This is a genomic window from Streptomyces ochraceiscleroticus (assembly GCF_000720485.1).
Lineage (GTDB): Bacteria > Actinomycetota > Actinomycetes > Streptomycetales > Streptomycetaceae > Streptomyces > Streptomyces ochraceiscleroticus.
The window spans coordinates 49,690-69,949 of sequence record NZ_JOAX01000002.1 but is presented as its reverse complement, the minus strand read 5'-3'; the positions used below and the strand labels follow the sequence as shown (position 1 = coordinate 69,949).

The following is a 20,260-nucleotide window of genomic DNA, read 5'->3' as shown; positions in this document are numbered from 1 at the left end:
CTCGACCAGCTCCTGACCCTTGAGTAACCTTACTCAGAAGTAAATTTACGCGAGATCCAGGAGCCGGCCAATGCCCGATCGCTACCTTCGTTTCACGCAATCCGGTCCGGGCCGCTTCGTGACCCGGCGGCTGGGGCTGCCGCAGCCGGCGCCGCTGCACCGGTGGAGCGCGGAACGGCCGGTACTGGACGGGCCGCTGCTGCATCTGACGGCGAGCAGGAGCACGGTCGAGCCCGCGGCGGTGCTGGCCCGCGCCGGGCTGCCGGTGCACACCTCGCGCCAGGCCGGGGCGCGGTACGCGGCGGTCGTCGTGGACGCCACCGGCGCGGGCGACGTGGCCGCCCTGCGCGAGGTGTACGACGGGCTGCACCCCGTGCTGCGGTCGCTGACGGACGACGCCCGGCTGGTCGTACTCGGCTCGGCACCCGACCCGACGGACCATCACCAGGCCGCCGCGCAGCAGGCCCTCGAAGGATTCGTGCGGTCGCTCGGCAAGGAGGTCGGCCGCGGCCGCACGGCACACCTGCTGCGGCTGGCACCGGCGTCCGCCGGGGCCGCGGAGTCCACCCTGCGCTTCCTGCTCTCGCCCCGGTCCGCATACGTGAGCGGGCAGGTCATCGGCGTCGCAGCGGCCGATGACGTGCCCGTCCCCGGCGACTGGGACCGGCCGCTGGACGGGCGTACCGCGCTGGTGACCGGCGCCGCGCGGGGCATCGGCGCGGCGGTCGCGGAGACGCTGGCCCGGTACGGCGCGCGGCTGGTCTGCCTGGACGTGCCGCAGGCCGAGGCGGACGCGCGGGCGGTCGCCGAGCGGCTGGGCGGGCAGGCCCTCACGCTGGACATCACCGCGCCGGACGCGGGCGAGCGGATCGCCGCCGCGCTCCCCGACGGGCTGGACGTCCTCGTCCACAACGCGGGCATCACGCGCGACCGGCGGCTGGCCAACATGGCGGCCGACCGCTGGGATTCCGTACTGGACGTCAATCTGGCCTCCGTCCTGCGGACCACCGATCACCTGCTGGCCGCCGGCACGCTGCGGCGCGGCACGGGCCGGGTGATCGCCACCGCGTCCATCGCCGGCATCGCGGGCAACACCGGGCAGACCAACTACGCGGCGAGCAAGGCCGGGATCATCGGGCTGGTCCGCTCGCTGGCGCCGCGGGCCGCGGAGGAGTACGGCGTGACGGTCAACGCCGTGGCGCCCGGCTTCATCGAGACCAGGATGACCGCCGCCGTACCGCTCTTCATCCGGGAGGCCGGCCGCCGGATGAACTCCCTCGGCCAGGGCGGCCTGCCGGTCGATGTCGCCGAGACCATCGCCTGGCTCGCGAGCCCGGCCTCCGGCGGCGTCAACGGCCAGGTCGTCCGGGTCTGCGGGCAGAGCCTGCTGGGGGCGTGATGTCTGTGCTGCCGGAGATTTCCCTCCCGCGCGCGCCGCGGCTGATGCCCGCGCTGGCCAAGGGGGCGGTGACCGGGATGGGCAAGCGGCCGCGGGCGGACGCGCCGCTGCCCGCCGTACGGCTCACGCTGCCCGGCGTACGGGCCGACGCGGCGCGCACCGCCGCGTACGCCGAGGTGTGCGGCTTCGGCGCGCCCGGCCCGGTACTGCCGGTCACCTATCCGCACATCCTCGGCTTCCCGCTGGCCGCGCGGCTGATGAGCGCCCGGAGCTTCCCGCTCCCGATGCTCGGCCTCGTGCACACCACGATCGAGATCGCCCAGCACGCGCCGCTGTACGCGGACCGGCCGCTGGACCTGACGGTGTACGCACAGGAACTGCGCCCGCACCGGCGCGGCACCGAGGCCGTCCTGGTCACGGAGGCGCGGCGGGGCGGCGAACTGGTGTGGGAGGACCGCAGCACGTACCTGGCCCGGCACCGGACGGAGGCCACGGCGAGCACTCCCCCGCCGGACGATCCCGCCACCCCCGAGCTGCCGTTTTGTGACGAGTGGAAGCTGGCCGCCGACCTCGGCCGCCGGCACGCCGCCGTCTCCGGCGACTACAACCCCATCCACCTCCACCCGCTGACCGCCCGCGCGCTCGGCTTCCCGCGCGCCCTCGCACACGGCATGTGGACCATCGCGCGGTGCGCCGCCGAGGCCGTACCGGCCGACGCCCCGGCAGTGCACCTCACCGCCCGCTTCCGCGCCCCGGTCCTGCTCCCGGCGACCGTCACCTACGGCTCCGACGGCCACGCCTTCCGACTGGGCAGCCGATCCGGCCGAAAAGAGCGCATCCATCTGGAGGGGAACATCCGAATACCTGGATGACCCCCGCGCGGGTCGTCGCGGCGGCACGGCCCGGACCCCGCCGCGCCGCCGCGGCCGCCCTTCCGCGCGAGGTCACCCGCCGGGCGCCCACCGCTCGCCACCCATCAGGGGGCCGAGGCCGGTCCAGGCGAAGTTCATCAGCGTCGCCGCGGTCTCCTTGGCGGAGGGGCGGGCGTCCTCCGGGCGGGCGTTGGCCCACTCGGCGAGCGACTCGGCGGAGCCGACGAGCGCATGGGCCAGCCCCGACACCTCGCGCTCGGCCAGGCTCTCGTCGCAGCCCGCCTCCCGCGCCGCGGCACCGATCAGGCCGGTCACGAACTCGATGATCTCCGCGCGCATCGCGGCGACCTCAAGGGCGAACGGCTCGCCGTGCGTACGCGCCTGCTGGTGCAGCACCGCCCACCCCTCCGGATGCTCGGCGGTGTGCGCGAAGAAGCCCTTCAGCCCGCTCCAGAGCTGCCGGTCGGCCGCGGCGCCCTGCTCCACGGCGCCCCGCACGGCCGCGACCAGCGCCGCCGCCTCCCGCTGGATGACCGCGGTGAACAGCTCCTCCTTGGAGTTCAGATAGAGGTAGACCAGCGGCTTGGACACCCCGGCGACCTCGGCGATCTCGTCCATCGAGGCGGCCCGGTACCCCCGCCGCGCGAACGTCAGCACGGCCGCGTCCATCATCTGCTGCTCGCGCACCGCCCGCGGCACCCGCTTGCTCTTCACGCCACCCACACCGAACGTCCTTCCACCCCGCCGCTTACCGCCAAGTAAGTTTACGGACCGCCACCCCGGGACGATGGTCCCCTTCGGGCCAGATGCCGGGAAAGCCCCGCACAACGCACCGCGCCCCGGAGCCGGTGACTTCGGGGCGCGGTGCCGGACGTACGAGGGCGGGTCAGGCCGGGACCGACACCTTCCGGTCGGCCTCGACGGCGGTGGTCGCCGCCTCGGGGTCGCCGTCCAGGCTGATGCTGGTGGCGTTGGCGTACGCCTCCCGGTCCAGGATCTTCTCCTTGGCGGAGACCAGGATCGGGATGACGGCCTGGCCGGCCACGTTGGTGGCGGTCCGCATCATGTCCAGGATCGGGTCGATGGCCATGAGGAGACCGACACCGGCCAGCGGGAGGCCCAGCGTGGAGAGGGTCAGGGTCAGCATGACCGTGGCGCCGGTGAGGCCGGCGGTGGCGGCCGAGCCGATGACCGAGACGAAGGCGATCAGGACGTAGTCACCCACGTTCAGCGGGACGTCGAAGATCTGCGCGATGAAGATCGCGGCGAGCGCCGGGTAGATCGAGGCGCAGCCGTCCATCTTGGTCGTCGAGCCGAAGGGGACCGCGAAGGACGCGTACTCCTTCGGGACGCCGAGGCGCTCGGTGACCTTCTGGGTGACCGGCATGGTGCCGACCGAGGAGCGCGAGACGAACGCGAGCTGGATGGCGGGCCAGGCGCCCTTGAAGAACTGCAGCGGGCTGACCTTGGCGACGGTCGCCAGCAGCAGCGGGTACACGCCGAACATCACCAGCGCGCAGCCGACGTAGATGTCGACGGTGAAGGTCGCGTACTTGCCGATGAGGTTCCAGCCGTACGTGGCGATCGCGTTGCCGATGAGGCCGACGGTGCCCAGCGGGGCCAGCCGGATGACCCACCACAGGGCCTTCTGGAGCAGTTCGAGCGCCGAGCGGCTGAGCTTGAGGACCGGCTCGGCCTTCTCGCCGAGCTGGAGCGCCGCGATGCCGACGACGGCCGCCATGAAGACGATCTGCAGGACCTGCAGCTCGGTGAAGGGCGTGATGATGTCGGTCGGGATGATCCCGGTCAGGAAGTCGATCCAGGTACCGGCGTGGTCGGGCTTGGAGCCGTCGGCGGGCGTGAGGCCCGTGCCGGAGCCGGGGTTGGTGACCAGGCCGATCGCCAGGCCGATCGCGACGGCGATCAGCGAGGTGACCATGAACCAGAGCAGGGTGCGGGTGGCGAGCCTGGCGGCGTTGTTGACCTGCCGCAGGTTGGTGATCGACACCACGATGGCGAAGAAGACCAGCGGGGCGACGGCCAGCTTCAGGAGCTGGACGAAGAGCTCACCGATCTTGCCGAGGGTGGTGACCAGCCAGCCGATGTCGCCGCTCTTGGCGATCCAGCCGAGGAGCACACCGAGGACGAGACCCAGCAGGATCTGCGCCCAGAAGGGGACCTTCGGTATGCGGGAGGTCTTGGGAGAGGGGGTCTCGGAAGACGTGGACAACGGGCACACTCCGGGTGCGTGCAGGCTTTCGGGACGAGGCGTGGAGCGCCAGGAGGTCCGTTTGCGGGATCTCCGGCCGCTGCGGTGAACGTCGCGGGGACGTCAACGGCGGCAACAGGCCGCGGACTCACAGCGGCAAAGATCGACGTGCAGGCGCGCCACGAGCGTGAGGCTCATGGGGAACGAGTGCGCTACTGCTGTCTTCATGTCCGATACGTTAACACTTGAACTTTGGGACACTCAAAGAAAATCTTTGGCATCACCCGCCACCGCACCGGACGGGATACGCCAACGCCCGCCGGTGGAGCGGAAACTCCACGGGCGGGCGGGCGCGGTGTGTGAGGCGTCTTACACGCCGAAGGGCCGGCGGCCGGGCGGTCTCAGACGCCGTCCTCCTGGCTGCGGTTGGCGGCGAGCCGCTCCTTCTGGCGGTCCACCTTGGCCACGATCTGCTGGGACATCGCGTCCCGCTGCTTGCGCAGCAGCACGAAGCTGAGCGGCGCGGAGATCACGATGGCGAGCAGCAGCAGCCAGATGATGTTCGAGTCACCGATACCCAGCGGGATGACGCGCAGGTACGCGAGGCCCCAGACGACCGCGAAGCAGACGACGAAGAGGCCCAGACGGGAAGCGGTGTACAGGAGTGCGGCGTGCTTCTGGCTGCTCACGGTCGGACCTTCTTCTCAACGACAACCGAAAGGGTCTGCATCCAGTCAAGCACAGCAGTCTGTGCGATCTTTCCCGCCCCCGGACCCGGCCGCCTCAGTGCAGCTCGTGCCACATGGTGACGTCGTCGCGGTAGTCGTCGTCGCCGACCTTGATGGCGTCGGGGACCCGGCCGACCTCCTTGTATCCGCAGGAGGCGTAGAAGCGGTCCGCTCCGGTGCCGCCGCGGCAGGTGAGCCGGATCGCGCGTATCCCTTCGGTGCCACGCGCGGCGTCCTCGACCGCCGCCATCAGCGCGCGGCCCACGCCCTGTCCCTGCAAGGAGGGGTGCACCATCACGCTGTAGACCCACAGCCAGTGCCGCATGAGCCGGTGCGTGTTCTCGTACAAGAAGGCGGTCGCCAGCGGTGTGCCGTCCGCGTCCCGGCCGACGACCAGGCGCGCCCGGCCCTCGGCCATCGCGGCCAGGTGCCTGATCAGCTCGGGACGGATGTCCTCGCCGGTCACGGGCGGCACGAACCCGACAGCCCCGCCGGCGTTCGAGACATCCGCCCACAGCGAGCAGATGCCGTCGCGCAGTTCAGGGGTGACAGAAGGGTCCAGGTCGAAGCGCACGCTCATGACCTGGACCCTAATTCGTCACTCCGGTGACCGAAAAGCTCTTTCCGTCACACCCGCATCGGCTGCGGCTCCTCGCGGCGGTTCGCGTCCGGGCCCGGGTACTCGCGGATGATCTCGTACCGGGTGTTCCGCTCGACCGGCCGGAAGCCCGCGTCCGTGATGAGGTCCAGCAGGTCCTCGCGGGTGAGCTTGTTCGGCGTGCCGTAGTTGTCGGCGTCGTGCGTGATCTTGTACTCGACGACCGAGCCGTCCATGTCGTCCGCGCCGTGCTGCAGCGCGAGCTGCGTGGTCTGCAGGCCGTGCATGACCCAGAAGCACTTCACGTGCGGCACGTTGTCGAAGAGGAGGCGGGAGACCGCGAAGGTCTTCAGGGCCTCGGCGCCGGTGGCCATGGTCGTGCGGGCCTGCAGCTTGTTGCGGACCTTGCCGTCCTGCATGTCCACGAAGTCGTGCTGGTAGCGCAGCGGGATGAAGACCTGGAAGCCGCCGGTCTCGTCCTGCAGCTCGCGCAGCCGCAGCACGTGGTCCACGCGGTGGCGCGGCTCCTCGATGTGCCCGTACAGCATGGTGCTCGGGGTCTTGAGCCCCTTCTCGTGCGCCAGGCGGTGGATCCGCGACCAGTCCTCCCAGTGGGTGCGGTGGTCGACAATGTGCTGCCGGATCTCCCAGTCGAAGATCTCCGCACCGCCGCCGGTCAGCGACTCCAGGCCGGCCTCGATCAGCTCGTCGAGGATGTCCGAGGCGTCCATGCCCGAGATGGACTCGAAGTGGTGGATCTCCGTTGCCGTGAAGGCCTTCAGCCCGACGTTCGGCAGGGCTTCCTTGAGGGCCTTCAGGGAGCGGGGGTAGTAACGCCAGGGCAGGTTCGGGTGCAGACCGTTGACGATGTGCAGCTCGGTGAGGTTCTCGTTCTCCATGGCCTTGGCCAGGCGGACGGCCTCCTCGATGCGCATCGTGTACGCGTCCTTCTCGCCCGGCTTGCGCTGGAAGGAGCAGTAGGCGCACGAGGCGGTGCACACGTTCGTCATGTTGAGGTGACGGTTGACGTTGAAGTGCACGACGTCGCCGTTCTTGCGGGTGCGCACCTCGTGCGCGAGGCCGCCGAGCCACGCCAGGTCGTCGGACTCGTAGAGGGCGATGCCGTCCTCGCGGGTCAGCCGTTCACCGGCGTGGACCTTCTCCTCCAGCTCGCGCTTGAGCCCAGCGTCCATTCCGGTCCGCCTCCCATTGTTTTCTACCGATACGACCTCGACCGAGCGTACGCCTACCCCTCTTCGGGAAGCTCTCCGACCCGGTTCTCCCACTTCGTGGAGAGCACGATCGTGGTGCGCGTACGCGAGACGCCCTTGGTGCCGGAGAGCCGGCGGATGGTCCGCTCCAGGCCGTCCACGTCGTCCACCCGGACCTTGAGCATGTACGAGTCGTCGCCCGCGATGAACCAGCAGTCCTCGATCTCGCTGAGCTCGCGCAGCCGGTGGGCGAGCTCCTCGTGGTCGGTGGCGTCCGACAGCGAGATGCCGACCAGCGCCGTGACACCCAGGCCCAGCGAGGCGGCGTCGACGGTCGCGCGGTAGCCGGTGATCACGCCGGCCGACTCCAGCCGGTTGATGCGGTCCGTGACGCTGGGGCCGGACAGGCCCACCAGCCGGCCGAGCTCCGCGTACGAGGCCCTGCCGTTCTCGCGCAGTGCCTGGATGAGCTGCCTGTCCACCGCGTCCATTGCGTCCCCGACCTTTCAATCTTTCCGCATTGCCACTACTGATTACAGAATCTAAGGCATGCAGGACGATTTAGCCTGCAATCCCAGGTAAAAAACAGAGATTGATCACTGGGCTCTGCCGGCATCGCCTGCGGCGCCGCCGAGCTCGCCCGACCAGCGCCGGTACAGGCCGTGCGGCACGCCCGCCGCGTCCAGCGTCCGGCCCGCCACGAAGTCCACCAGGTCCTGGATGTGCGTCGCCCCCGCGTAGAACGCGGGCGAGGCCGGCAGCACCACGGCGCCCGCCTCGTCCAGGGCGACCAGGTGCTTGAGGGTCTGTCCGTTCAGCGGCGTCTCGCGCACCGCGACGACCAGCTTCCGGCGCTCCTTCAGCGTCACGCTCGCCGTCCGCTGCAGCAGGTCCTTGGAGAGCCCCAGTGCCACCCCGGCCACGCACGCCGTGCTGGCCGGCACGATCAGCATGCCCTTGGCCGGGTACGAGCCCGAGGACGGGCCCGCGGCCAGGTCACCGGCCGCCCAGTGCCGTACGTCCGCGAGATCCGACTCCGTGATCCGGAAGGTCTCCGGCTTGCCGTCCGCGCCGCGCGCCAGCCATTCGCGCAGGTCCGTGCGCCAGTGCGCGTCCCGGAAGGAGATCCCGGTCTCGTCCAGCAGCGTCAGCCGGGAGGCCCGGCTCACCACCAGGTCGACGGCCTCGCCCGCGGCCAGCAGGCCGCGCAGCACGGACGCGGCGTACGGGGTCCCGGACGCGCCGGAGATGCCGACGACCCACGGCCTGCGGGGACCGGTGCCGGCGTGCTGACTGGTGACGTTGTGCGGCGGCTCCACGGCACCGAGCCTATCCGGCGGAACCAGGAGCACCGTCACAGCCGTTCTTGCCTGTGAGGGCGCGCGGCCATCGCGCGGACCTCGGCGGACGTGCCGGTACGGCAAAGACCGGCCGGCAGGCGAGGAGGGCCGGACATGGGCGGACGCGCCAAACCCGCTGCGCTGCTGGTGCTGGCCTGGGTCGGGCTGCTCTGGCTGCTGGAGGCGGTGGACGTGGCCACCGGAAACGCGCTGGACAGCTTCGGCATCCGGCCACGCGATCCGAGCGAGCTGGTCGACGTGCTCCCGGCGACCGCCGTGCACTTCGGCTTCGCCCACCTCATGGCCAACACCCTCCCGCTGCTCGTCCTCGGCTTCCTCGCAGGGCTGCGCTCCGGGATCCGCAGACTGGCCGGTGTCACGCTGCTCATCGCCGTGATCAGCGGACTGGGCGTCTGGCTGATATCGCCGCCGGGCAGCAATACCGCGGGCGTCTCCGGAGTGATCTTCGGGCTCTTCGGCTATCTCGTCGTGCGCGGCTTCATCGAGCGCAAGGCGCTGGACATCGCCATCGGCGTGCTCGTCGCGGTGCTCTACGGCTCGATCCTGTGGGGCGCGCTCCCGGCCTCGAACGGCATCAGCTGGCAGGCGCACTTCTTCGGGCTGGCCGGCGGGGCGCTGGCCGCGTACGTCTTCCGGGTGCGGACGCCGGGCCTCCGCACGGGAGGCGGCGTCCCGTAGTCTCTGCACGCGGCAGCGCCGGGCCACGGCCCAGCACTGCCGGAGACACCATTCACGTCATCGGGGGGATCAGCCCGTGGTCGAGTTCGACAAGTCCGCATCCGAACCGCCGTCCGAGGGGCAGCCGCCGCAGAACGGCGGGCAGCAGCAGCCCTACGGCCAGCAGCCGGGACAGGGACAGCAGGGACAGCAGGGACAGCAGCCGTACGGTCAGCCCTACCCGCAGCAGGGGCAGCAGCCGTACGGCCAGCCGCAGGGGCAGCAGCCCGGTTACGGCTACCCCGCCCCGCCGCCCGGCCCCGGCCAGCAGCCGCCGTACGGCGGCCCCGGCGGTCCCGGCTGGGGCTCCCAGCCCCCGGGATACGGCTACTCCGCCCCGGCCCGGCCCTCGACCGGGCCCGCGATGTGGTCGCACCTCGGCGCGGTGCTCACCGTCTTCGTCGGCACGGGCGTGTGCTGCATCGGCATGCTGTGCGGCTGGATCGCCCCGCTCGCCATCCGTAACAACGCGCAGAACGAGCACGACCCGTACATCCGCCACCACTCGGCCCAGGGGATGAACTACGGCATCACCCAGGCGATCATGGCGGTGATCACCGGCGTGCTGTACTTCGTCGTGGTGATCAGCGCAGGCGTGACCGCCGACTCCGGCACCGGCGACCCGGGGATGGTCTTCCTCATCCCGCTGATCTGCTACTTCGTCCTCTTCGGCGCGTACTGGATCACCACGCTGGTCTTCGGGATCATCGGCTCGGTGAAGGCCAACAACGGCGAGATGTGGTCCTACCCGAAGTTCCTGTCCTGGCGCTTCGTCAAGAACTGAGCGACGAAGCAACGACACACGGCCAGGGGCCGGCACCCGGGTGGGCGCCGGCCCCTGGCCGTTCTTCCGCTCCCTCGGAGCGTCGGTTTCAGAGCGTCAGCCCGCGCACCAGCAGGTCCAGCAGGGCGCAGACGAACAGCGCTATCCCGATGAAGCCGTTGACCGTGAAGAACGCGCGGTTCAGCCGCGACAGGTCGTGCGGCCGGACGATCGTGTGCTCGTACAGGAACGCGCCCGCGACGATCACCAGGCCGACCCAGAAGAAGGCACCGGCGCCGGTGGCCAGCGCGTACCAGACCAGCAGCACCATCGTGACGGCGTGGCAGGCCCGGGCGCCGTACAGCGCGCCGGGGATGCCGAAGCGGGCCGGTACCGACTTCACGCCGTGCGCGCGGTCGGCCCGCACGTCCTGGCAGGCGAAGATCAGGTCGAAGCCGCCGATCCAGACGCCCACCGCGAGGCCGAGGATCACCGCCTCCCACGACCAGCTTCCGGTGATGGCGAGCCAGGCGCCGATCGGGCCGATGGCCTGGGCGATGCCGAGGATGGCGTGCGGGAAGTTCGTGAACCGCTTGCCGTACGGATAGACCACCATCGGGACCACCGCGACCGGCGCCAGCGCCAGGCACAGCGGGTTGAGCAGCGCGGCGGCGCCCAGGAAGACGACGACGGCGACCAGCGCGCCGGTCCAGGCGGACCGGACCGAGACCGCGCCGGTGACCAGCTCGCGGCCCGCGGTGCGCGGGTTACGGGCGTCGATCTCGCGGTCGATGATGCGGTTCGCGGCCATCGCGAAGGTCCGCAGGCCGACCATGCAGACCGTGACCAGCAGCAGCCGGGCCCAGTGGATCCTGGCGTCGTGCAGATACATCGCGGTGAGCGAGGCGATGTAGGCGAAGGGCAGCGCGAAGACCGAGTGCTCGATCATGACGAGCCGCAGGAATGCCTTGGTGCGGCCCGGCTGCGGGATCGCGGCGGCGGAAGCGGTCACAGCCCGTACTCCTTCCAGCGCTTGGTGACCCGTTCGGAGATCTCCGGGTCCGAGACGATCATCTGCGGCCAGCCCCCGTCCCGGGTGTAGCCCTCCTCGGGCCACTTCGCGGTCGCGTCGATGCCGGCCTTGCCGCCCCAGAACTGCTGGTACGAGGAGTGGTCCAGGTGGTCCACCGGGCCCTCCACGACCGTCAGGTCGCGGGCGTAGTCCGTGTTGCCGAGCGCCCGCCAGGACACCTCGTGCAGGTCGTGCACGTCGCAGTCGGCGTCCACCACGATGATCAACTTGGTCAGCGACATCATGTGCGCGCCCCAGATGGCGTGCATGACCTTCTGCGCGTGCTTGGGGTACTTCTTGTCGATCGAGACGATCGCGCAGTTGTGGAAGCCGCCGGACTCCGGGAGGTGGTAGTCCACGATGTCCGGGATGATGATCTTGAGCAGCGGGAGGAAGAACCGCTCCGTCGCCCGGCCCAGCGGCCCGTCCTCGGTCGGCGGCCGACCGACCACGATCGACTGCAGCAGCGGACGCCTGCGCATCGTCACGCAGTCGATGGTGAGCGCCGGGAAGTCCTCCTGCGGCGTGTAGAAGCCGGTGTGGTCGCCGAAGGGCCCCTCGGGCAGCGTCTCGCCCGGCTCCAGCCAGCCCTCCAGTACCACCTCGGCATTGGCCGGGACCTGGAGCGGCACGGTCTTGCAGTCGACCATCTCGATCCGCTTGCCCTGCACGAAGCCCGCGAAGAGGTACTCGTCGATGTCGCCGGGGAGCGGCGCGGTCGAGGCGTACGTCACGGCCGGCGGGCAGCCGAAGGCGATGGCGACCGGCAGCTTCTCACCGCGCCTGGCGGCCACCTGGTAGTGGTTCCGGCTGTCCTTGTGGATCTGCCAGTGCATCCCGATGGTGCGCTTGTCGTGGCGCTGGAGGCGGTACAGACCGAGGTTGCGGACGCCGCTCTCGGGGTCCTTGGTGTGGGTCAGGCCCAGGTTGAAGAACGAGCCGCCGTCCTCGGGCCAGGTGAACAGGGCGGGCAGCCGCTCGAGGTCGACCTCGTCGCCATGGAGCACGACCTCCTGGACGGGCGCGCCCTCGCCCTTCACCTTCTTCGGCGGTACGTGCGTCATGTTCGCGAGCTTCCCGAACGCCTCGCGGACGCCGACGAAGCCCTGCGGCAGCTCGGGCCTGAGCAGGCCGCCGATCTTGCCGCTGATCTCGTCGTAGGACTTCAGGCCGAGCGCCTTCAGGAGGCGGCGGTCGGTGCCGTAGACGTTCATCGCCAGGGGCATCGCCGAGCCCTTGACATTCTCGAAGAGGAGCGCGGGGCCGCCGGCCTTCTGCACCCGGTCGACGATCTCCCCGACTTCCAGATGGGGGTCGACCTCGGCCTTGATGCGCTTGAGGTCACCTTCGCGGTCGAGCGCCCGGAGGAACGAGCGAAGATCGTCATAAGCCATGCATCCCAGTATCCGGTACGCACTACCCTGGACTGGTCACTGGGGCCGCGCTCACCGGCCCGCCCGGCCACTCCCAGGGGGAGCGACACATGCTGCGGGTGCTGATGATCCTGGTGCCGCTGGCACTGAGCATCTACGCGTTCATCGACTGCGTCACCACCGATGAGAAGCATGTGCGCCACATGCCGAAGGTGCTGTGGGCGATCCTCGTCCTGCTCTTCCCGCTCGTCGGGTCGGTGTCCTGGCTGATCGCCGGGAAGAACCGTGCGGCGCTCGCCGCCGAGGGCGGCGCGCCGGGGCGCGGCCGGGGCGGCTGGGTCGCGCCGGACGACAACCCCGAGTTCCTGGAGAAGCTGGGCACGCGGGAGCGGGCACAGCGCCGGGACGAGGACGAGGCGCTGCTCAAGGACTGGGAGGCGGACCTGAAGCGCCGCGAGGAGGAGCTCCGCCGCCGCGAGTCGGGAGACGGCAAGGGGCCCGGGGAGCGCCGGGAGTCCGGGGAGCGCGACGAATGAGCGACTCCGACACGCGCGCGATGCTGGCGGTCGCGGTGGCCGAGGCCCGGGCCGGGCTCGCCTCCGGCGGCATCCCGATCGGCGCGGCGCTGTACGGCGCGGACGGCACGCTGCTCGGGCGGGGTCACAACCGCCGCGTGCAGGACGGCGACCCGTCGGTGCACGCCGAGACGGCCGCGTTCCGGGCCGCCGGGCGGCAGCGCTCGTACAAGGGCACGACCATGGTCACCACGCTCTCGCCCTGCTGGTACTGCAGCGGGCTGGTGCGCCAGTTCGGGATCTCCCGGGTGGTGATCGGCGAGGCGGAGACGTTCCACGGTGGGCACGACTGGCTGGCCGAGCACGGCGTGGAGATCGTGGTGGTGGACGACCCGGAGTGCGTCGCGATGATGCGCGCCTTCATCGCGGACCGCCCCGAGCTGTGGCACGAGGACATCGGCGAGGACTGAGGAAGAGAACCGGAGCGGGCCGGGGACAGCCGCCGCGGAAGGCCGAAGGAGACCGGTGATGAGTGACGCGATTCCCGTCATCGACCTGGGCGCGTGGCGGGCGGGTGACGCCGCGGCCCGGCAGACGCTCGCCGCCACCGTCGACGCCGCCCTGCGCACCGCCGGCTTCCTCGTCGTCACCGGTCATGGCGTCGACGCGGGGCTGCGGACGGACATCCGTACGGCCGCCCGGCGGTTCTTCCGGCTGCCGGCGGCCGACAAGGAGCCGTACGCGGTCACGGTCGGCGAGCGGGGCTGGCTGGGGCCCGGCGCGGAGGCCAACGGGTACGCGGAGGGCACGGAGACGCCGCCGGACCTGAAGGAGTCGCTGTCCTTCGCCGCCGATGAGCCGACAGGAAACGCCGCCGTGGACGCGGAGTGGTTCCTGCCGAACACCTGGCCGACGGAGGTGCCGGAGCTGCGGCCGCTGGTCGAGCGGTACACCGGTGCGATGCGGGCGCTGTCCGACCTGCTCCTCGAAGTGCTCGCCGGCGCGCTGGGCGAGCCCGCCGACTTCTTCACCCGGCACACCGGGCACCCCACCTGGGGCTTCAACATCAACTGGTACCCGGGCACGGAGGTGGTCGGCGCGCCGCTGCCGGGCCAGTTCCGGATCGGTCCGCACACCGACTTCGGCACGGTCACCGTCCTGGACCGGCAGCGTGGCAAGGGCGGCCTGCAGGTGTTCACCGACGCGGACGGCTGGACGGACGCGCCCTGGGCGCCGGACTCGTTCACCGTGAACATCGGCGACCTGATGGCGCGGTGGACCGGCGGCCGCTGGCAGTCGGGGCGGCACCGCGTCCTGCCGCCGCCGGCCGACGTGCCGGCCGAGGAACTGATGTCGCTGGTGTACTTCTACGAGTGCGACCCGGGGACGCGCCTCGGCGGCCTTCCCGACTCGCACGCCTATCTGCGGGAGAAGCTGACCGCGATCACCGTCGGCTGACGGGCCGGGCCCCGGCTCTCCGGCACCGCGCAGCACCGCCTCTCCGACACCACACATCTGAGCCTCCGTCAGGAAACGTCGCACTCGCCGTAAAGTGACGGCGGTGATCATCTCCGACAACTTGCCTGGCCAGCGCCTTTTGCCGGGCGATAGTGGGCTGCCGGGAGGGCACCCGTGCCCGGCCTGACCCGACGCAGACTCCTCGGCTCCGCCGCGGGCGCGGTGGGCGGCGGCGCCGCGCTGTCGCTGCTGCCGCCGAGCGTGCGGAAGGCGGTCGCGGCCGGGCCGGCCCGGTACGGCTCGCCGGACGACATCGAGCACGTCGTGCTGCTGATGCAGGAGAACCGTTCGTTCGACCACTACTTCGGGACGCTGCGCGGCGTACGCGGCTTCGCGGACCCTGACGCGCTCACCCTCTCCACCGGCCGCTCGGTCTTCCACCAGCCCGACGCCGTGTCCCCGGACGGCCACCTGCTGCCCTTCCACCTGGACACCCACCGGTCCAGCGCCCAGGCCATCCCGTCCACCAGTCACGCCTGGTCCGTGCAGCACGAGGCGTGGCACGGCGGGCAGATGGACCGGTGGCTGCCCGCGCACCGCAAGGCGGACGGGCGGAACGGCCCGTACGTGATGGGCTATCACACCCGCGCGGACATCCCCTTCCACTTCGCCCTCGCCGAGGCGTTCACCCTCTGCGACAACTACTTCTGCTCGGTCCTCGGGCCGACCTGGCCGAACCGGCTGTACTGGATGACCGGCACCATCGACCCCGGCGGCACCCTGGGCGGCCCGGTCCTGAACAACACCGCGCGCCGGCCGTACCGCTGGACGACGTACGCCGAGCGGCTGCAGGCGGCGGGCGTGTCCTGGAAGGTGTACCAGCAGGACGACGACTACGGCTGCAATCTGCTGGAGCAGTTCCAGAGCTTCCGGGACGCCGGGCCCGGGGACGCGCTGTACGAGTGCGGGGTGCGGCCGCGGCCCGCGGGCACCTTCGAGGACGACGCGCGCAGCGACCGGCTGCCGGCCGTCTCCTGGATCATCCCGACGGCGGCGGAGTCGGAGCACCCGGACTATCTGCCGGCTGCCGGTGCCGCCTTCGTCGCGCGGACGGTCGAGGCCATCGCCGCCAATCCGAAGGTCTGGCGGAAGACCGCCTTCATCCTGAACTACGACGAGAACGACGGGCTCTTCGACCACGTGCCGCCGCCGGTGCCGGCCCCCGGCACGGAGGACGAGTTCGTCGGCGGGCTGCCCATCGGCGGCGGCTTCCGCGTCCCGTGCCTGATCGTCTCGCCGTGGACGGTGGGCGGCTGGGCCGGGGGCGACGCCTTCGACCACACCTCGGTACTGCAGTTCCTGGAGCGCTTCACCGGCGTCGAGGAGCCCAACATCTCCGACTGGCGCCGCACCACCTTCGGCGACCTGACCTCGGCCTTCGGTTTCGTACCGGCGCGGCGTCCACCACGCCTGCCGCGCGACACCGCCGCCCGGCTGGCCGAGGCCCGGCGGGAGGTCGCGACCCTGCCGAAACCCGTCCTCCCGGGGACGGGCCAGACCCCGCCCCACCAGGAACCCGGCAGCCGCAAACGCCGCTGAACCACCTGCTTCGCCGCATCCGCCCGACGCCACGACCCGGGCACCGGGCCCGCCCGGCGGATAATCCGGTGGCCCGCGGCGCCCGGCATGCCGCACGCTGACCTCCCATGAACGAACATCAGCCCGAACCGGCCCGCCGCATCAGGGCCGTCCACACCGCCACCACCGTCACCGTCTACCAGGCGTACGCCCCCGCCCTCGCCGGCCCGGCAGCCCGCGACGGCCGTTTCCCGGCCACCTGGAAGCGGGACCGGATGACCTGGATCAAGCCGTCGTTCCTGTGGATGATGTACCGCTCCGGCTGGGCCACCAAGCCCGGCCAGGAGCGCGTACTGGCCGTGGAGATCGAGCGGGCGGGCCTCGACTGGGCGCTGCGCCACGCCTGCCTCTCGCACTACGACCCCGCCGAGCACGCCGACCGCGCCGCCTGGAAGCAGGCGCTGCGGGAAGCCCCCGCCCGCGTCCAGTGGGACCCGGAGCGCGACCTGCGCCTGCGGCCGCTGCCGTACCGCTCGCTCCAGCTCGGTCTGGCGGGTGAGGCGGCCCGCCACTACGCCGACGAGTGGACCGTCGCCATCACGGACGTCACCCCGCTCGCCCACGAGATCCACGCGCACGTACGCGCCGGTGACCTCGAGGCGGCGCGGCGGCTGCTGCCGGACGAGCGGCCGCTCGCACCACGGGCCGCCCCCTGAGCAGGAGGCGGCCCGTGGTGGGTGCGGTGCGGCCGGTCAGACGCCCGCGTAGGAGTGCAGGCCCGTGACGAAGATGTTCACGCCGTAGTAGTTGAAGAGGTAGCAGGCGAAGGCGATCAGGGCCAGGTAGGCGGCCTTGCGGCCCTTCCAGCCGGCGGTGGCGCGGGCGTGCAGGTAGCAGGCGTAGGCGACCCAGGTGATGAAGGACCAGACCTCCTTGGGGTCCCAGCCCCAGTAGCGGCCCCAGGCGGCCTCGGCCCAGATGGCGCCCGCGATGATCGTGAAGGTCCACAGCGGGAAGACGGTCGCGTTGATGCGGTACGCGAACTTGTCCAGCGAGGCGGCGGCGGGCAGCCGCTCCAGTACCGACTTGGCGAAGGCGCCGGGCTGCTTGCCCGCGGGGTTCGCGAGCTTCGCCTCGTAGCGGTCGCGGAAGAGGTACAGCAGGGTGGCGACCGCGCCCATGTAGAGCACCGCGCCGGAGATGATCGCGCAGCTGACGTGGATCCACAGCCAGTACGAGTGCAGCGCCGGGACGAGCTGGTCGCTGGCGGTGTAGAGGACCGAGATGGCCAGGCCCAGGTCCAGCAGGACGGTGGTGACCAGCGGCAGGCCGATCCAGCGGACGTTCTTCTTGGCGGTCAGCAGGATCAGGTACACGGCCACCGCGACCGCGGCGAAGGTGGTGGAGAACTCGTACATGTTGCCCCAGGGGGCACGCTGCACGGACAGGGCGCGGGAGACTACGCCGCCCACGTGGATCAGCCACGCCAGCACGGTCAGCGAGACGGCGATCCGGCCGTACAGGTCGCCCTTCTCGGTGCCGCCGTGCGCGCCGATACCGTCGGGCACGTCCCGGCTGCCGGCCGCGGAGCGGGTGACGACCTTCGGGCGGTCCAGCACGGCGGTGCCGCCGGCCTTGGCCTTGGACTGCACCGTCACGGCGGACGCCGCTGATTTCTCCTCGGTGAGCGCCGCGGCCGTACGGGCCACCTTGCTCCGGCTGCCGAACACCCACTCCGCCATGTGCGCGAGGAACGCGAGGGTGTAGACCGCCATCGCCGAATAGATCAGCACATTGCTGGTGTGGGCCAGATTCTCGTTGGCCGCGGCCGCGAGGTTCACGCGCGCGCTCCTTCGGAGGGGTCAGCGTTACCGGCGGAGTCGGTCGGCTCCGCGGAGTCTTCTGCGTGGGGGTCGGAGTCTTCGGGGTCGGAAGCTTCGGGGTCCGGCTCGGGGGCCTGGGGCGCGTCCGGCTGGAGGGTGTACGCGAGGTCCGCCAGCTCCTCGGGGAGCTTCGGGGACTCGCTGCGGCCCAGGCCGGCGATCTCCACGACGGTGACGCCGTCGGGGCCCGGCTCGGCGCGGACCCACACCCGGCGGCGCTGGATGAACAGCGAACCGGCGAGGCCGAGCAGGGCGGCGACCGCGCCGCCCAGCGCGAGTCCGTTGCCCGGCTGGTGGGAGATCTTGAAGCTGGCCCACTGCTTGACGCCGTTGAACTTGATGCTGCCGTCACCGCCGGGCAGCTTCATGGACTGCCCCGGCGACATCATCTGGGCGACCGCCCGGCCGTCGACCTTGTACTGCTTCAGGTTCTTGGTCTCGAGCTGGTAGACGTTCTGCGGCAGGCCGGAGTCCACGCCCAGGTCACCGTGGTACGCGGTCAGCGTCAGCCGGGGATTGTCCAGCGCGGGGAAGACGGAGAACATCGAGCCGGAGCCCTTGCCGCCGAAGGTCGGGACGAAGAAGCCCTGGAAGCCGAGCTGATTCTTCTTGCCGTCCTTGGTCTTGGCGCCGGGGACCTTCACCACGCCGCTGGAGGTGAAGTTCTTCGGGTCCTGCGGGAGGAAGGGGACCGCGCCCTCGTAGACGACCTTGCCGGTGCCGTCCTTGACGGTGACGTCGGGCGCGTAGCCGTGCGAGAGCAGGTAGACCCGGTCGCCGCCGATGTCCAGCGGCTCGTTGACCTTGATCGAGGTCTTGTGCTCCTTGCCGTCGGCACCGCTGAAGTAGGTGACGTCGGCGCGGAAGATCCGGGGGGTGCCGTTCTGCGGCCCGCCGCGCTCGTACGTGGCGACGAACTTGTCGAGCTGGAAGCCGAACGGCTCCAGGTCGTCCGTGTCGAAGAACGAACCGGACTTGAAGTCGTCGAACTGCGTCAGGCTGTTGGAGAAGCCGTCGCCCTCGGCGATCAGCTTGCCGCCCTCGGACTTCCAGAGATTGCCGATGGCGAAGGCGACCAGCATCACGATCAGCGCGATGTGGAAGATCAGGTTGCCGGCCTCGCGGAGGTATCCCTTTTCAGCGGCGACCGAGGTGCCGGTGGGGGTACCTCCCTGCTCGAGCGAAGCCGAGAGCTTGGGGGAATGGGTACGGAAGCGGCGCTTCTTGAGGGTCCGGTGGGCGGCCTTGAGGACCTGCTCGGGCTCGGCGGTGGTGCGCCAGGTGGCGTACGCGGGCAGCCGGGTCAGCCGGCGCGGGGCGCCCGGCGGGCGGCCGCGGAGCTGGCCGACGAACTGCCAGGTCCGCGGGACGATGCAGCCGATCAGCGAGATGAACAGCAGCAGGTAGATCGCGGAGAACCACACCGAGCTGTAGACGTGGAACATCCCGAGCTTGTCGTAGATCGGCCCGAGGACGTCGTGCTGCTTCTGGAACTGGTCGACCTTGACCGGGTCGATGCTGGTCTGCGGGATCAGCGAGCCGGGGACGGCGCCGAGCGAGAGCAGGAAGAGCAGGATCAGCGCCACCCGCATCGAGGTGAGCTGACGCCAGAACCAGCGGGCCCAGCCGATCGGCCCGAGGGAGGGGAGGGAGACCTCCTCCTTCGGCGCGGTGGACAGCTGGGAGCCCGCGGCGCCGAGGTCGGCGTCCTGCGCGGGGTCGCTGTGGGTGTCGGTCTTGGCGGCCATCAATTCAGATCCCAACGGTGAAGCCGGTCGTCCAGCTCTGCAGCTCGGACATCATGCTGTCCCAGATTCCTGTGACGAGCAGGACGCCGATCATCACGAGCAGCCCGCCACCGGTCCGCATCACCCAGACATAGTGGCGCTTGACCCAGCCGAACGCGCCGAGCGCCTTGCGGAAGGCCAGCGCGACCAGGATGAAGGGCAGGCCGAGACCGATGCAGTACGCGATGGTCAGCAGCGCGCCGCGGCCCGCGCTGGCCTCGTTGAACGACAGGGCGTTCACGGCGGTCAGGGTGGGGCCCAGGCACGGGGTCCAGCCGACGCCGAAGAGCACGCCGAGCACGGGCGCGCCGACCAGCCCCATCGCGGGCCGCTTGTGCAGCATCCGGAACTCGCGCTGCCCGAAGCGGCCCAGCACCCCCATGAAGGTGAGGCCGAGCAGGATGGTCAGGGCGCCGAGCACCCGCGAGATGACGTCCTTGTAGTCCTGCAGCGTCTGCCCGAAGTACCCGAAGAGGGCGCCGCCGGAGACGAAGACGACCGTGAAGCCGAGGACGAAGAGGGCGGCGCCGCCCAGCATCCGGCCGCGCCTGGCCTCGCCGAGGTCGGTGCCGGTGACGCCGGTCACGTACGACATGTAGCCCGGTACGAGCGGCAGGACGCACGGCGAGAAGAAGGACACCAGGCCGCCGAGCAGGGCGACCGGCAGGGCGACCAGCAGGGCGCCGGTGAGCACGGTCTGGTTCGGCGCTGTGCTTGCTGCGGCGAGCGCGATCAC

At 70.9% G+C, this 20,260-nt stretch carries 21 protein-coding genes; 9 read left to right on the top strand and 12 right to left on the bottom strand.

Annotated elements, in window-relative coordinates:
• Positions 1-70 precede the first annotated feature (70 nt).
• Positions 71-1,399, top strand: a complete 1,329-nt coding sequence (locus tag IG84_RS0102445; RefSeq protein ID WP_031050765.1) for a 3-oxoacyl-ACP reductase — start codon at positions 71-73, stop codon at positions 1,397-1,399.
• Positions 1,399-2,271, top strand: a complete 873-nt coding sequence (locus IG84_RS0102440) for a MaoC family dehydratase (protein ID WP_031050763.1) — start codon at positions 1,399-1,401, stop codon at positions 2,269-2,271. The genes IG84_RS0102445 and IG84_RS0102440 overlap by 1 nt, the downstream gene beginning before the upstream one ends.
• Positions 2,272-2,343: 72 nt before the next feature.
• Here IG84_RS0102440 and IG84_RS0102435 read toward each other — a convergent pair whose 3' ends face one another.
• The 7 genes from IG84_RS0102435 to IG84_RS0102405 all read right to left on the bottom strand — a co-directional run bounded on the left by IG84_RS0102435 (position 2,344) and on the right by IG84_RS0102405 (position 8,336).
• Complete coding sequence (locus tag IG84_RS0102435) at positions 2,344-2,994, bottom strand: TetR/AcrR family transcriptional regulator (protein ID WP_031050762.1); 651 nt, start codon at positions 2,992-2,994, stop codon at positions 2,344-2,346.
• A 163-nt stretch (positions 2,995-3,157) separates the two neighbouring features.
• Complete coding sequence (locus IG84_RS0102430) at positions 3,158-4,501, bottom strand: dicarboxylate/amino acid:cation symporter (protein ID WP_031050759.1); 1,344 nt, start codon at positions 4,499-4,501, stop codon at positions 3,158-3,160.
• A gap of 380 nt (positions 4,502-4,881) precedes the next feature.
• A complete protein-coding gene (locus tag IG84_RS0102425; RefSeq protein WP_031050757.1) occupies positions 4,882-5,169 on the bottom strand; it encodes a DUF4229 domain-containing protein in 288 nt (95 codons plus the stop codon).
• A gap of 94 nt (positions 5,170-5,263) precedes the next feature.
• Positions 5,264-5,788: a GNAT family N-acetyltransferase gene (locus IG84_RS0102420; protein ID WP_031050755.1), complete on the bottom strand. Its 525-nt coding sequence runs from the start codon at positions 5,786-5,788 to the stop codon at positions 5,264-5,266.
• 47 nt (positions 5,789-5,835) lie between these two features.
• Positions 5,836-6,999 carry an aminofutalosine synthase MqnE gene (gene mqnE / locus IG84_RS0102415; protein ID WP_031050750.1) on the bottom strand — a complete coding sequence of 388 codons (1,164 nt, stop codon included), beginning with the start codon at positions 6,997-6,999 and terminating at the stop codon, positions 5,836-5,838.
• 53 nt (positions 7,000-7,052) lie between these two features.
• A complete protein-coding gene (locus IG84_RS0102410; protein WP_031050747.1) occupies positions 7,053-7,508 on the bottom strand; it encodes an Lrp/AsnC family transcriptional regulator in 456 nt (151 codons plus the stop codon).
• Positions 7,509-7,613: 105 nt separating this feature from the next.
• Positions 7,614-8,336 (bottom strand): UbiX family flavin prenyltransferase, encoded by a 723-nt coding sequence (locus tag IG84_RS0102405; RefSeq protein ID WP_031050744.1) that lies wholly within the window; start codon positions 8,334-8,336, stop codon positions 7,614-7,616.
• Between the two features lie 135 nt (positions 8,337-8,471).
• On the opposite strand from IG84_RS0102405, the gene IG84_RS0102400 reads away from it, so the two are divergent.
• Both IG84_RS0102400 and IG84_RS37620 read left to right on the top strand, forming a co-directional pair.
• Positions 8,472-9,056, top strand: a complete 585-nt coding sequence (locus IG84_RS0102400; protein WP_031050741.1) for a rhomboid family intramembrane serine protease — start codon at positions 8,472-8,474, stop codon at positions 9,054-9,056.
• A gap of 76 nt (positions 9,057-9,132) precedes the next feature.
• Complete coding sequence (locus IG84_RS37620; RefSeq protein WP_051861299.1) at positions 9,133-9,879, top strand: DUF4870 domain-containing protein; 747 nt, start codon at positions 9,133-9,135, stop codon at positions 9,877-9,879.
• An 88-nt stretch (positions 9,880-9,967) separates the two neighbouring features.
• On the opposite strand, the gene mqnP is transcribed toward IG84_RS37620, so the two are convergent.
• Positions 9,968-10,870: a menaquinone biosynthesis prenyltransferase MqnP gene (mqnP, locus tag IG84_RS0102390; protein ID WP_031050736.1), complete on the bottom strand. Its 903-nt coding sequence runs from the start codon at positions 10,868-10,870 to the stop codon at positions 9,968-9,970.
• Complete coding sequence (locus IG84_RS0102385) at positions 10,867-12,324, bottom strand: menaquinone biosynthesis decarboxylase (RefSeq protein WP_031050734.1); 1,458 nt, start codon at positions 12,322-12,324, stop codon at positions 10,867-10,869. Before IG84_RS0102385 ends, mqnP begins: the two co-directional genes overlap by 4 nt.
• Positions 12,325-12,413: 89 nt before the next feature.
• Between IG84_RS0102385 and IG84_RS0102380 the strand changes: the two genes are divergently transcribed.
• The 5 genes from IG84_RS0102380 (at position 12,414) to IG84_RS0102360 (ending at position 16,570) form a co-directional block, all read left to right on the top strand.
• Positions 12,414-12,839, top strand: a complete 426-nt coding sequence (locus IG84_RS0102380; RefSeq protein ID WP_031050732.1) for a PLD nuclease N-terminal domain-containing protein — start codon at positions 12,414-12,416, stop codon at positions 12,837-12,839.
• The gene (locus tag IG84_RS0102375) at positions 12,836-13,288 is read left to right on the top strand and encodes a nucleoside deaminase (RefSeq protein ID WP_031050729.1); all 453 of its coding nucleotides are present in this window, start codon (positions 12,836-12,838) and stop codon (positions 13,286-13,288) included. The genes IG84_RS0102380 and IG84_RS0102375 overlap by 4 nt, the downstream gene beginning before the upstream one ends.
• Before the next feature lie 58 nt (positions 13,289-13,346).
• The gene (locus IG84_RS0102370) at positions 13,347-14,276 is read left to right on the top strand and encodes an isopenicillin N synthase family dioxygenase (RefSeq protein ID WP_031050726.1); all 930 of its coding nucleotides are present in this window, start codon (positions 13,347-13,349) and stop codon (positions 14,274-14,276) included.
• 174 nt (positions 14,277-14,450) lie between these two features.
• Positions 14,451-15,875, top strand: coding sequence for an alkaline phosphatase family protein (locus IG84_RS0102365; RefSeq protein WP_031050723.1), 1,425 nt, complete (start codon positions 14,451-14,453; stop codon positions 15,873-15,875).
• A 107-nt stretch (positions 15,876-15,982) separates the two neighbouring features.
• Entirely contained in the window at positions 15,983-16,570 is a 588-nt protein-coding gene (locus IG84_RS0102360; RefSeq protein ID WP_031050720.1) for a DUF4291 domain-containing protein, read from the top strand.
• 36 nt (positions 16,571-16,606) lie between these two features.
• Here the strand turns inward: IG84_RS0102360 and ccsB are convergent, their stop codons facing one another.
• The 3 genes from ccsB to IG84_RS0102345 are packed head-to-tail and all read right to left on the bottom strand — an operon-like array spanning position 16,607 to position 20,260.
• Positions 16,607-17,695, bottom strand: coding sequence for a c-type cytochrome biogenesis protein CcsB (gene ccsB / locus IG84_RS0102355; protein WP_031050717.1), 1,089 nt, complete (start codon positions 17,693-17,695; stop codon positions 16,607-16,609).
• Positions 17,692-19,485 (bottom strand): cytochrome c biogenesis protein ResB, encoded by a 1,794-nt coding sequence (resB, locus tag IG84_RS0102350; RefSeq protein ID WP_031050715.1) that lies wholly within the window; start codon positions 19,483-19,485, stop codon positions 17,692-17,694. Before resB ends, ccsB begins: the two co-directional genes overlap by 4 nt.
• A 4-nt stretch (positions 19,486-19,489) precedes the next feature.
• The gene (locus IG84_RS0102345; protein WP_031050713.1) at positions 19,490-20,260 is read right to left on the bottom strand and encodes a cytochrome c biogenesis CcdA family protein; all 771 of its coding nucleotides are present in this window, start codon (positions 20,258-20,260) and stop codon (positions 19,490-19,492) included.